Source organism: Avibacterium endocarditidis (assembly GCF_002921145.1).
GTDB lineage: Bacteria > Pseudomonadota > Gammaproteobacteria > Enterobacterales > Pasteurellaceae > Avibacterium > Avibacterium endocarditidis.
On the sequence record NZ_PQVI01000131.1, the window covers coordinates 1 to 11,992 of the forward strand.

Annotated in this window: 10 protein-coding genes, 1 other RNA gene and 4 pseudogenes; 10 read left to right on the plus strand and 5 right to left on the minus strand. The window is 41.9% G+C overall.

The annotated features are described in order from the left end of the window. The 4 genes from rnm to cdd all read left to right on the plus strand — a co-directional run. Window positions 1–832: RNase RNM (rnm, locus tag C3Z13_RS09695; RefSeq protein ID WP_103855786.1), on the plus strand; the 832-nt coding region annotated here is incomplete at its 5' end. A 104-nt stretch (window positions 833–936) separates the two neighbouring features. Further along, window positions 937–2,001 (plus strand): 3-deoxy-7-phosphoheptulonate synthase, encoded by a 1,065-nt coding sequence (locus C3Z13_RS09700; protein ID WP_103855787.1) that lies wholly within the window; start codon window positions 937–939, stop codon window positions 1,999–2,001. Between the two features lie 42 nt (window positions 2,002–2,043). Next, on the plus strand, window positions 2,044–3,168 hold the full coding sequence (gene tyrA / locus C3Z13_RS09705) for a bifunctional chorismate mutase/prephenate dehydrogenase (protein WP_103855788.1): 1,125 nt from the start codon (window positions 2,044–2,046) through the stop codon (window positions 3,166–3,168). 174 nt (window positions 3,169–3,342) lie between these two features. Continuing rightward, the gene (gene cdd / locus C3Z13_RS09710) at window positions 3,343–4,254 is read left to right on the plus strand and encodes a cytidine deaminase (protein WP_103855789.1); all 912 of its coding nucleotides are present in this window, start codon (window positions 3,343–3,345) and stop codon (window positions 4,252–4,254) included. 37 nt (window positions 4,255–4,291) lie between these two features. Here cdd and C3Z13_RS09715 read toward each other — a convergent pair whose 3' ends face one another. Beyond that, on the minus strand, window positions 4,292–4,840 hold the full coding sequence (locus C3Z13_RS09715; RefSeq protein ID WP_103855790.1) for a KdsC family phosphatase: 549 nt from the start codon (window positions 4,838–4,840) through the stop codon (window positions 4,292–4,294). A gap of 4 nt (window positions 4,841–4,844) precedes the next feature. Beyond that, entirely contained in the window at window positions 4,845–5,780 is a 936-nt protein-coding gene (locus C3Z13_RS09720; protein ID WP_103855791.1) for a KpsF/GutQ family sugar isomerase, read from the minus strand. A gap of 120 nt (window positions 5,781–5,900) precedes the next feature. Here C3Z13_RS09720 and rnpB point away from each other — a divergent pair. After that, window positions 5,901–6,291, plus strand: an RNA gene (gene rnpB / locus C3Z13_RS09725) — RNase P RNA component class A. 129 nt (window positions 6,292–6,420) lie between these two features. Here the strand turns inward: rnpB and C3Z13_RS13045 are convergent. Further along, on the minus strand, window positions 6,421–6,699 hold the full coding sequence (locus C3Z13_RS13045) for a hypothetical protein (RefSeq protein WP_425427469.1): 279 nt from the start codon (window positions 6,697–6,699) through the stop codon (window positions 6,421–6,423). Continuing rightward, window positions 6,676–6,869: pseudogene (locus C3Z13_RS13050) on the minus strand (macrodomain Ter protein MatP); the annotation flags it as partial. The pseudogene C3Z13_RS13050 and the gene C3Z13_RS13045, both read right to left, overlap by 24 nt. A gap of 187 nt (window positions 6,870–7,056) precedes the next feature. Here C3Z13_RS13050 and C3Z13_RS09735 point away from each other — a divergent pair. The 4 genes and pseudogenes from C3Z13_RS09735 to fabA all read left to right on the plus strand — a co-directional run bounded on the left by C3Z13_RS09735 (window position 7,057) and on the right by fabA (window position 10,308). Beyond that, on the plus strand, window positions 7,057–7,380 hold the full coding sequence (locus C3Z13_RS09735) for a hypothetical protein (RefSeq protein ID WP_103855792.1): 324 nt from the start codon (window positions 7,057–7,059) through the stop codon (window positions 7,378–7,380). After that, window positions 7,364–7,726 (plus strand): hypothetical protein, encoded by a 363-nt coding sequence (locus tag C3Z13_RS09740; protein ID WP_103855793.1) that lies wholly within the window; start codon window positions 7,364–7,366, stop codon window positions 7,724–7,726. The genes C3Z13_RS09735 and C3Z13_RS09740 overlap by 17 nt, the downstream gene beginning before the upstream one ends. A 42-nt stretch (window positions 7,727–7,768) precedes the next feature. Further along, window positions 7,769–9,538, plus strand: a pseudogene (locus tag C3Z13_RS09745) (AAA family ATPase). Between the two features lie 240 nt (window positions 9,539–9,778). Further along, window positions 9,779–10,308, plus strand: a pseudogene (gene fabA, locus C3Z13_RS09750) (bifunctional 3-hydroxydecanoyl-ACP dehydratase/trans-2-decenoyl-ACP isomerase). Between the two features lie 90 nt (window positions 10,309–10,398). On the opposite strand, the pseudogene ybaK reads toward fabA, so the two are convergent. After that, a pseudogene (ybaK, locus tag C3Z13_RS09755) lies at window positions 10,399–10,878 on the minus strand (Cys-tRNA(Pro) deacylase). A gap of 67 nt (window positions 10,879–10,945) precedes the next feature. Here ybaK and C3Z13_RS09760 point away from each other — a divergent pair. Beyond that, a complete protein-coding gene (locus C3Z13_RS09760; RefSeq protein WP_103855794.1) occupies window positions 10,946–11,920 on the plus strand; it encodes an oxidoreductase in 975 nt (324 codons plus the stop codon). Window positions 11,921–11,992 lie beyond the last annotated feature (72 nt).

The window sequence follows — 11,992 nt, forward strand, 5'->3', positions numbered from 1 at the left end:
AAAAATTTATGATTTACATTGCCATAGCAGTGCATCAGACGGGGTATTAAGCCCTAAAGAGGTGGTGCAACGCGCTTATGATAATCAAGTGTCCGTGCTGGCTTTAACCGATCACGACAGCGTGGCAGGTTTAGATGAAGCACAAGCGCAGGCAGATTTATTAGGGCTCACACTGATTAATGGGGTAGAAATTTCCACTCAATGGGAAAATCGTGCCATTCATATTGTGGGGTTAGATTTTGATAAAACTCACCCAAAAATGACCGCACTTTTGCAGCAGCAAGCAGAAAAACGCTTAGAAAGAGCGGTCAAAATTGGTGAGAAATTAGCGAAGTTAGGTGTTGAAAATGCCTTTGACGGAGCGAAAAAATTCACCCAAGGAGAAGTTACCCGAGCGCACTATGCGCGCTATTTAGTGGAAATCGGCAAGGTTTCTAATATTAATCAGGCTTTCAAACGTTATCTAGGGCAAGGGAAGTCAGCTTATGTAAAAGCGGAATGGGTGGATATTCCTAGCGCGATTGACATTATTCACCAAGCAGGTGGTGTGGCGGTGTTAGCGCACCCATTGCGCTATACCTTAACCACCAAATGGCTCAAAAAACTGATTGCGGATTTTGCCCAAAGTGGGGGCGATGTCATTGAGGTTTCTGGCTGCGGGCAAACCAAAGATCAACGCTTATTGCTCGCACGCTGGGCGCTTGAACAAGGTTTGCTTGGCTCTGTTGGGTCGGATTTCCATTTTCCTTGTGGTTGGATTGAATTAGGACGTTCTCTTGAATTGCCAGAAAATGTGCTACCTGTTTGGCAGAAATTTCGCACTATTTTGTAAATTCCTTGTAAAACAAGTTGAATTTGCTTTAGTTTAAGTGTAATTTATGCGTTACATATATTGTATATAAAAATTTACACTTTAATTTTGAGTAGGAAAGAAAAATGAACAATGTAAATCACAAAGACAGTATTCATAATGTAAATATTGTTAATGAAAAAGTGCTAATCACGCCAAGTGAACTGAAAGAAAAATTACCGTTACCGCAGCATTTACGTCATCAAATTGAGCAATCGCGCGCTGATATTGCCAATATCATTCATAAAAAAGATAACCGTTTATTAGTGGTGATCGGCCCTTGTTCGATTCACGATCCCCTTTCTGCGTTGGATTACGCAAAACGTTTGAAAGCTTTATCTGATGAGCTAAAAGACGAGCTGTACATTGTTATGCGCGTGTATTTTGAAAAACCGCGTACCACCGTGGGTTGGAAAGGCTTAATTAACGATCCGAAAATTGATGGCAGTTTCGATGTGGAACACGGTTTGCACATTGCGCGTGAGCTTTTGTTAGAGCTGGCAGAAATGGGCTTGCCACTTGCCACTGAAGCACTTGATCCGATCACGCCACAATATATGGCAGATTTATTCAGCTGGTCAGCCATTGGCGCAAGAACCACCGAATCACAAACTCACCGTGAACTGGCATCTGGCTTATCAATGGCGGTGGGATTTAAAAATGGTACAGACGGTAGCATTGCCACTGCGATTAATGCGATGAAAGCGTCAGCAATGGGGCATAGCTTTATAGGCATCAACCAGCAAGGGCAGGTGAATTTGCTCAACACCGCAGGCAATCCAAACGGACACATTATTCTGCGTGGTGGAAAAGCGCCAAATTACCAAGCGGAATTTATTCAACAAGCTGAACAAGAATTACAAAAAGCAGGCTTAGAAGCTGCGATTATGGTGGATTGCAGTCACGGCAACTCGAATAAAGATTACCGCCGTCAGCCGATTGTGGCAGAAGATGTTACACAGCAAATCGCTAATGGTAATAAATCCATCATTGGTGTGATGCTAGAAAGCCATATCAACGCGGGCAATCAAAGTGCTGAACAGCCAGTCAGCGAAATGAAATATGGTGTGTCAATTACAGACGCTTGCATTGATTGGGAAACCAGCGAGCAATTATTACGTCAAATGGCACAAGCATTGAGCAAAAAATAACTGGCAAAAATCATCAGACTGTAAAGAAATAAGGACAATAACGTGGACGCCCTAAAAGAACTGCGTACAGAAATTGATACACTGGATCAAGAATTATTGCAATTATTCGCAAAACGCTTGGCATTGGTAAAAAAAGTGGGGGAAATCAAACATCAACACGGCTTACCCATTTATGTACCAAATCGTGAAGCAGAAATGTTGCAAGCAAGACGGCAAGAAGCAGAAAAACTTGGCGTACCGCCTGATTTAATCGAAGATGTACTACGCCGTTTAATGCGCGAATCTTACACCAGAGAAAATCAATTCGGCTTTAAAACCGTTAATCCCAACATCAAAAAAATTGTGATTGTGGGCGGAAAAGGCAAGCTGGGCGGATTATTCGCACGTTATCTGCAACTTTCGGGTTATCAAGTAGAAAGTTTAGGGCGAAACGATTGGGACAACGCCGCGCAGATTTTATCGGGTGCAGATGTGGTTATTGTGTCTGTGCCTATCGTAAACACGGTGGAAACCATTGAACGTCTTGCACCTTATTTAACAGAAAATATGTTGCTCACCGATCTCACCTCGGTGAAAAAAGCCCCGCTTGCCAAAATGCTGGAAGTGCATAAAGGGGCAGTGGTGGGCTTGCACCCAATGTTCGGGCCAGATATTGCAAGTATGGCAAAACAAGTGGTAGTGCGTTGTGATGGGCGTTATCTAGAACGCTATCAATGGCTATTAGATCAAATCAGCATTTGGGGTGCGAAAATTTATCAAGTGGACGCCGCCGAACACGATCAAAGTATGACTTACATTCAAGCCTTACGCCACTTTGCTACCTTTGCCAACGGTCTGCATTTATCCAAACAACCTGTGGAATTGGCGAAATTGTTAGCCTTATCTTCGCCAATTTACCGCTTAGAACTGGCTATGATCGGACGCCTATTCGCCCAAGACGGCGCACTCTATGCGGACATTATTATGGATAAACCAGAAAACCTTGAAGTGATCGAAAGCCTAAAACAAAGCTATGAAGAAAGCCTGAAATTCTTTGAACAAGGCGACAAACAAGGCTTTATCCAAGCTTTCGAACAAGTACGCGATTGGTTCGGCGATTATTCTGAACAATTCTTAAAAGAAAGCCGCCAACTATTACAACAGGCGAATGATTATCGCGAACATTAGTGAAGAACAAGTGAAAGGCTTGTTTTTATCAGTGCGGTGGAAAATTTGAATTTTTACCGCACTTTAAATCTGAATAAATATTTGATTAAGCTCACAAAATTAACTTTTCTTTAAGATTTTTCCTCTATTCTGCACTATGATAGCGAGAGTTTTAGCTTGAAAGGAGAAAGCAGTATGAAAAATCATCTTCAGCAACACATTTCAGATCGCATTCAGCAATCATTGGGATTATTAGAAAATCAACAACTCGCCCAAGATTTATGGCATATTCTTGCAGAACAGCATTTCCAAGGCTTTTTACCGCAGTTTGTGGTGAATCATCTTTGCGAAAAATATCAATTAAGCGCCAAAGACTTCGCCCTACTTTTATTGCCGATTAGTGCAAGTTATGCCAATCCTACGATTTCTCATTTTAGCGTAGGGGCGGTGGTTACAGGGGAAAGTGGCAGTCTTTATTTCGGGGCAAACCAAGAGTTTTGTGCTACCAATATTCAACAAACTATTCACGCGGAACAAAGTGCGATTGCTCACGCGTGGATGCGTGGAGAACGGAAATTGACTGACGTAACAGTAAACTATACCCCGTGTGGACATTGCCGTCAGTTTATGAATGAATTAAATAGTGCGGAAACCCTGCATATTCATTTGCCGCATAGCCAGAATAATTTGCTGCACAAATATTTGCCAGATTCTTTTGGTCCAAAAGACTTGGATATTACCTGCCGATTATTTGATGAACGTCATAATGGTTTAAATTATCGCACAGAAGATCCCGTTATTTTGGCAGCGCTAAGTGCCGCTAATCAAGCTCACGCGCCTTATTCGCAAAGCTATTCAGGCGTTGCAATTCAGCTTCAAGATCAACAAATTTTTTCTGGTCGCTATGCTGAAAATGCGGCATTCAACCCAACCTTGCCTGCCTTACAAGTGGCATTAAATTATCTATTATTAAGTGGCAATGAGGTGGAAAATATTCAGCGTGTAGTGATGGTTGAACAGCCTTTAACCCTTTCTTATCAAAAAATGGCAGAAGAATTATTGGCTTATTTGGGAGAGGTGAAATTGGAATATATTTTGCTGTCTTAGCGATAGAAAAACGGTCTAGCTTAGACCGTTTTTTGTTTTACTGCGCCATATTTTCTACGGTTTTAAGGAAACCTTGTGCGGTGGCAAAGGCATCACTTTTGCCTTGCGCGCGCATAATCATATCAGACATTTCACGAAATGCACCTTGTCCGCCGTGGCGTTGTAGCACATAGTCGGCACAATCTTGTACATAATCCATCGCATCGCCTACGGCAAAGGCTAATCCGCACACCGCAAAAGCGGGTAGATCCACGCTATCATCGCCGATAAATGCGGTTTCTTCGGGGCTTACGCCAGCTTGTTTCATTAATTCAAAACAGGCGCTTTCTTTTTCTAATTTGCCTAAAAAGAACAGTTTAATCCCAAGATCGGCAATGCGCTTGCGTAAAATCGGGGAATCTCGCCCTGAAAGCACGGCAACTTGCACGCCATTTTCCATTAACATACGAATACCCAATCCATCACGAACGTGGAAACTTTTGAATGCTTCACCGTTGGCATCATAGTGAAGTAAACCGTCTGTGAGTACACCGTCCACATCGGAGATCACGAGTTTGATATTTTGTAATTGTTCGTTTGAAATCATAGTATTAGCTCGAAAATTCAATTAAACCTACCACATTTTTAGCGTCATCTAACACGATTAATGAATGAATTTTGTTTTCTTTCATAAAGTTTTCCGCTTCCGCTAAATAGCAATTTGCGTTGATGGTTTTAGGTTGAGAAGTCATTAATTCTTGCGCAGTTTTGCTGAGTGCGTCCGCGCCATTGCGGGTGAGTGTTCGGCGAATATCACCATCAGTGATAATGCCTTTCAATTCATTGTCTTGCATAACAATCGCAACCCCCATACGCCCCTCATTCATAATGGTTAAGCAATCAGTAAATGAGGTGGTGAGCTGCGCGATGGGTAATTTGGTTTGCATTTGATCTTTCACGCGGGATAACAAGCGTTTGCCTAAACTTCCGCCTGGGTGATATTTCGCAAAATCTTCAGGTTGGAAATTTCTTGCGGTGATGAGCGCAACGGCGAGGGCATCGCTCAAGGCAAGGGTAACCAGTGCCGAGGTGGTGGGCGCAAGGTTATTCGGGCAGACTTCCCGCTCCACCGTAATATCCAGCACATAGTCGGCGTGTTTTGCAAGGGTAGATTGCTTATTGCTAGTTAAGGCAATGATTTTATTACCAAAATTCTTTAAGCTCGGGATCAGTTTATTCACATCATCGGTTTCGCCGCTGTAGGAAATCAACATCACAATATCAATGGGCTTGAGCATTCCCAAATCGCCGTGAAAGGCTTCTGTCGGGTGCAGGAAAAAACTTGGCGTGCCTGTGGAAGCAAAGGTCGCCACCATTTTCTTACCGATCAGACCTGATTTACCAATTCCGCCTACCACCAAACGCCCTTCGCAATTTAGAATTAATTCCACCACTTGGTTAAATTGTTCATCTAAACGCTGGCTTAGTTGTAGCAAGGCTTTTTGTTCCACCGCAAGGGTGTCTTGTGCGATTTTGAGATAATCCATTGTTGCCCCTTTTATATTCAGCAAAAGTGCGGTTATTTTAGCGTAAGTTTTTTGCGAACTCTAGCAGTCATTTATCTGAGTTTTCTTGCATTTGTTTGATATTCCGCTATACTCTCGCCCTGAGTTAGCCAAACAATCGCTGGTTTATTGAAGCCCTAAACCGTTTGTATAAACGACCTAGTGGGACAAATAGACGAGAGGAAAGTCCGGGCTACATAGGGCAGAGTGCCAGATAACGTCTGGGAGGCGAAAGCCTACGACAAGTGCAGCAGAGAGCAGACCGCCGATGGCTCGTTTGAGATCAGGTAAGGGTGAAAGGGTGCGGTAAGAGCGCACCGTGTGAGTGGTAACATTTCACAGCAGGGTAAACTCCACTCGTAGCAAGACCAAATAGGAACTCAATGGGTGGCCCGCTCAGAGTTCGGGTAGGTTGCTTGAGCGTTTGTGCGAACAAACGCCTAGATGAATGATTGTTCAACGACAGAACCCGGCTTATCGACTAACTCAAGGAATAAAATAGCCTCCAGATTTGGAGGCTTATTTTTTGCCTGAATTTAGTCTAAACAGACGTTTGAAAAATACCGTAAAATCCCACCGCACTTTCAATTTCATCATCATTGTATAGAGGGAAAAGTGCGGTCTATTTTTTCAATAAATCCTTCAACCCCTCTTTCATTGCCGACATTTGATGCTCATAGGCTGCTTTGCTTTCCCGCTCATCAATCATATAAGTGATGGTTTCAGACAGGGTCATTTTCATTTTCTTAGCATATCTTGATAAGCGCAACCAAACAGAATATTCCAAATCAATAGATTTTTTCTTAGTAGTTTGCTTTTCCGCATTGAAAAAACGCTTACGCCGCGCACGAATCGCTTGGTCTAATTTCACCACTAAATTAGGCGAAAGATGGCTTTTCACCCATTCTTCCGTTTCCGCCGCATTATTTTGCGCGGCAATTAAACGGCGTACCATTTCTTGTTGCAAACTGCGCTCTTCATAACGCGTAATTTGCTCCCCTTCACGGGCTTTTTGGTTAAATAGAGCCATTTCCAGTGTGCTTCTTGATTTTCTAGCTTTTGGTATTTCATCGTATTTCCTCAAACTCCGTTACGGGGTAACTCTGTATAAGTTTACGCTGTTTCGATTTTTTTCGCTAGTAAATTTTTCTCATTTATATCAATGGAGAGATTAGTTTTGGTAAAGTGAGGAAACGCATTATTCTTTACAATCTATACTATTTATTGCAAAATGCGATAGATTATTGAGGAGAATTCTATGTCTGATTACATTTCTAGAGCGGAGTTTGAGCGATTTACGCGTTATAATGAGGAACGCTATCTCTCCCTTTTTAACCGAGTGTTAGGGTTAGATCTCGTTTTACGAGGGATTGTGTTGCCATTATCTACACAGCAGAGTTCTGAAAAGGTGATACAAGATATTGTATGGCTATTAGATGACGTAAAAACTCAAATGATTACTTCCGATAGTATTGCACCTGAGCATCAAAAAGATATTTTTGCAAGCACAAATGAAATGATAAAAATGTTGCAGGATAGACTTCATAAAATGGAGAAACAAGGCAATGAAAACAAATTATGAGCGCTCATTAGTGATTGGCACCGTTGTTAGCACCTATGCCTCAACTTATACTGAGCTAAAAGGAAGACAAGAAGAGCTGGTTGCTATTGAAGGAAAAATAAGTGAAGTAAAAGAAGATATTGGAGAGCTCAAAGCAGATTTTAAAACAATGGAAAAAACCTTAATTGAAATTAGTCATAAACTTGACAAAGTTGTTGAGGAACGTAAATGGTATAAAGCCGCGGCGGGTTTTGTAATTGCTGCATCAACAGCAATTATTACATTTATTGCTTTTCTCATTTCATATTCAAGTGAGGTAACTGCATTCAAAGAACTTCTTACTCAGATTATTCAAAAATCTTCTTAATAATCCACCTTTTCAACTATTACCCAAAGAGAGCCACACACTTTGCCTGCATTATTTAATCAAGTTTTATCTTGGCAGAATTTGCGTCCTGAGTTAGCAGGGCAAGCAGATTTTCCGCAATCTATTGATTTTTTTGACCTACAATCGCGCGCCCGCGCGAGCGTTTCGCAATTCTTGCAAAATTCTGACCGCACTTTATTAGTGCTAAAAGCCGATCAGCAAGGGGAATATGCGGTGCTGCTGGAAAAATTTATCAGCCAGTTCCAGCCACAACCTTTGTCTTTAAAAGGCGTGCATTATCATATTGAGCAAGGTTCTGAGCAAACATTGCCTAAAATTACGTTGCAAAATGCGACCAGCGTGGAAGATAATTTTGCCGCGAAAAAACAAGTGGCGAGTGCGATCTATTATGATCAACAACGATTATTCGGTAATGTCCGTTCAAATGGCCAACAGATAGCGTTACAAAGTGGCTTGGTGCATCAGTTAAACGGTGGTGTGTTGATTTTAAGTGTTGAGCCTTTATTAACGCAGGTGGGCTTGTGGGAACGCTTAAAACAGCTTTTGAGTGAACAGCATTTCCATTGGCAATCTTTACATCCTTATAAACCGCTGCCTTGTGATATTCCCAGTTACGATCTGGCATTAAAAGTGATTTTATTGGGGGATCGCACGCAATTGGCGTTATTAGAAGAATTAGACGAAAGCCTTTATCAGCTTGCCGATTACGGCGAAATTGAAAGCTATTTTTCCCTTGATAGCGAGCAAACGCAACAGCAATGGAAAGGTTATGTACAATCTTATGCGAAACAGCTTGGTATTCAGCTCACCACGGACGGAATGAATCGACTCTATCAGCTTTTGGTGCGAGAAAGTGAGGATCGTCATTGTATTAATATTTCGCCGTTAAAGCTAAAAGAGATATTGAGTAACACGCGCACGTTGGCACAATGCAATGAATTAAGTGCGGTGCAATTTGAGCAATATTTTCAAGCCAAACAGCAACAGCAGGGCTTTTTGCAACAACAAACCTATGCGGATATTCTGCACGAACAAATTTATGTGGCAACCCAAGGCGAAGCGGTGGGGCAAATTAATGGACTTTCAGTGATTGAATACCCTGGTAGCCCAGTTTCCTTTGGTGAGCCATCGCGGATTAGCTGTATTGTTCAGCTTGGCGAAGGGGGAAGTGATTGATGTCGAGCGCAAAAATGAGCTGGCAGGTAATATACACAGTAAAGGCACAATGATTGCTGAAGTGTGTTTAGCAAATATTTTAGATTTGCCCACTCAACTGCCGTTTTCTGCGTCTATTGTTTTCGAGCAATCTTATAGTGAAATTGACGGCGATAGCGCTTCGCTTGCGTGTTTCTGCGTGCTGGCCAGTGCCTTGGCATTGCAGCCCTTGCCGCAATCTATTGCTATTACAGGGGCAATCGACCAATTTGGGCTGGTGCATTCCGTGGGCGGTGTAAATCAAAAAATTGAAGGCTTCTTTGCCATTTGTGAAAAACGGGGTTTAACGGGCAAGCAAGGGGTGATTGTGCCTTCTGCGGTGTTAAATCAGCTGAGTTTATCGGAAGCTGTGATAAGTGCGGTGAAAAATAAAATCAGCAATTTTCCATTTGGGCGGTAGATGATGTGTTCCAAGCCTGTGAAATACTGTTTAAACGCCATTTGTTAGTTGAGGAAGATAGCACTTACAAAGAACAAAATCAGCCATTGAGCGAGCTGATTAGCCAACGTTTAAACACCCATTCGGAACAACAAAAAAGCGGTTTTTGGCATTGGTTATTGGGGCGAAAAAGTTAAATTTTTGCACCGCACTTTGTGTCAGACTTTGATCATCTTAGTGCGGTGAGATTTTTCTATATTTTATTTAGGCGAGCAGCGATGTTCGCCTTTTTTATTTCTCAAAATTGAATAATTTACTCACTGATCGGACAAGTTGAGCGAACAAGTGTTAGCTATATCTATTTTCTTCTAATCCTGATATTATGCGGAATAAATTGATACGTTGCGTATTTTTATACATAGAAGGAAACAAAAATGATGGACAGTTGTACACCAAATAAAAAAAGTAGCTACAGCTATGAGGATCTATTGGCATCAGGACGTGGTGAATTATTTGGCGAACAAGGCCCACAGCTCCCCGCACCCACAATGTTGATGATGGATCGCATTGTGGAAATGAATGAAACAGGTGGCGATTTTGAGAAAGGTTACATTGAAGCGGAATTAGATATTCGCCCTGATCTTCCTTTCTTTGGTTGCCATTTTATTGGCGATCCTGTTATGCCGGGTTGTTTAGGGCTAGATGCAATGTGGCAACTTGTCGGTTTCTATCTGGGCTGGATCGGTGGCAAAGGAAAGGGCAGAGCCTTAGGCGTTGGTGAAGTGAAATTCACTGGGCAAATTTTGCCAACAGCGAAAAAGTGATTTACCGCATTAATATGAAACGTGTGGTAAACCGCAAATTAGTGATGGGCTTAGCAGACGGTGAAGTTGAAGTGGACGGGCGCGTAATTTATACCGCCAATGATCTTAAAGTCGGCTTATTCCAAGATACTTCAGCGTTTTAATGATGATATTATTGTAATATTAATTGGAACCAATTCCCTTATTGGCTCAGGCGTTACCCTTTTGCGCTTGAGCCTTTTTATTTTGCTTGTTTATTCTGTATCGTCCACAATATCCGCAAAACTGGCTTGCAATACATCAGCTAAATCTTGCGGTGCGAGTTCCACACTTAAACCGCGTTTACCACCCGAAACATAAATTTGTGAAAAATTTAAGGCAGATTGAGCAATCACCGTTTTCAGTTTTCTTTTTGTCCTAAAGGGCTAATTCCCCCCACTAAATAACCTGAACTTTTCTGTGCCGCATCTTTATCCGCCATTTCCACTTTCTTCACGCCAATGGCTTTTGCCGCTTTCTTTAAGTTCAGCATATTTGCCGTAGGAAGCACAAAACAAGCGAGCTTTTTCTGATCGCCATTTTCCGCCACAAGCAAGGTTTTAAAGGATTGCTCTGGCGGAATGCCTAATTTTTCCGCCGCCTCATCGCCAAAATGCGTATTATTGGGATCGTGATCGTAATGATGAAGCACAAAAGGGATTTTTGTTTTTTAATAAATCAATAGCGGGTGTCATTTTCTTTTCCTGTCAGAATTCGGTAAAATATAACGCTTATTTTACGCTGATTATCGAGAGAGAAAAAATGTTAAAAATTGCGATTGCGGCAGAATTTGAATTAGCCGAAAAACTGGCTGAATGCTTAGAACAAAGCCAGCTAGAAATAGACCAGCTATCCGTGGTGGAAATTTTTCCATTTAACGAAGAACAAGGCATTCGTTTTAATAATAAAGCGGTGGCACAAATTGTGCCAGATGAAGTGGATTGGGCAACTTTCAATTATGTGTTTTTCGCAGGCGAAGTGTCCGCTGCCAGCCATTTAGCGAAAGCCGCAGAAGCAGGCTGTGTGGTGATTGATCTATTCGGGCTTTGTGCCAGTTTACCTGATGTACCACTGGTGATCCCAACGGTTAATGACGCACAATTAGTGGAGTTGCGACAACGTAACATTGTTTCTTTACCTAATCCGCAAGTAACCCAAAGTATTCTGCCATTGAGTGAAATTTTGCAAAATTATCCATTAAAACAAATGGTTGTCAGCTCGCTTCTGCCAGCTTCTTATATGGGCGATGAAAAAGTGGCGCAACTTGCAGGGCAAACTGCACAACTATTAAATGGTATCCCTTTAGATGAAAATGTTCAGCGCCTAGCCTTTGATGTTTTCCCTGTAAAAAGTGCGAATTTGAGCGCGCAAGTGCAGAAAATTTTCCCACAGCTTGATAATGTAGTGTTCCACCAAATTCAAGTTCCTGTATTTTACGGCCTTGCCCAACAAGTCAGCGCCTTTTTTGATTATGATGTGGCCAGTGAAGCCGTAGCAGAAATGTGGCAACAAAATAGCTTGATTGAATACCACCCAGAAAGCCAAATTACCCCTGTAATTAATGGCGAAAATGAAAACGGTGAAAGTGAAGTCAAACTGCACATCAGCAATCTTAATCAGCGAGAAAGTGCGGTGGAAAATGGCATCGAATTTTGGTCAGTGGCAGACGAACAACGCTTTAACCTCGCCTTAATGGCTGTGAAATTAGCCGAATTGGTGTATCAATCGGGTTATTGATTTTCTCTTAAAGAGTTCAAAAAGAAAGAGTTCAAAAAGAAAGAGTTCAAAAAGAAAGAGTTCAAAAAGAAA

Bases quoted from the DNA above. Each gene is read 5' to 3' on its own strand.
- C3Z13_RS09740 (WP_103855793.1), top strand. From the start codon at position 7,364: ATGAAAACAAATTATGAGCGCTCATTAGTGATTGGCACCGTTGTTAGC.
- C3Z13_RS09715 (WP_103855790.1), bottom strand. From the start codon at position 4,840: ATGATTTCAAACGAACAATTACAAAATATCAAACTCGTGATCTCCGAT.
- C3Z13_RS09760 (WP_103855794.1), top strand. From the start codon at position 10,946: ATGTTAAAAATTGCGATTGCGGCAGAATTTGAATTAGCCGAAAAACTG.
- C3Z13_RS09720 (WP_103855791.1), bottom strand. From the start codon at position 5,780: ATGGATTATCTCAAAATCGCACAAGACACCCTTGCGGTGGAACAAAAA.
- C3Z13_RS09735 (WP_103855792.1), top strand. From the start codon at position 7,057: ATGTCTGATTACATTTCTAGAGCGGAGTTTGAGCGATTTACGCGTTAT.
- C3Z13_RS09700 (WP_103855787.1), top strand. From the start codon at position 937: ATGAACAATGTAAATCACAAAGACAGTATTCATAATGTAAATATTGTT.
- cdd (WP_103855789.1), top strand. From the start codon at position 3,343: ATGAAAAATCATCTTCAGCAACACATTTCAGATCGCATTCAGCAATCA.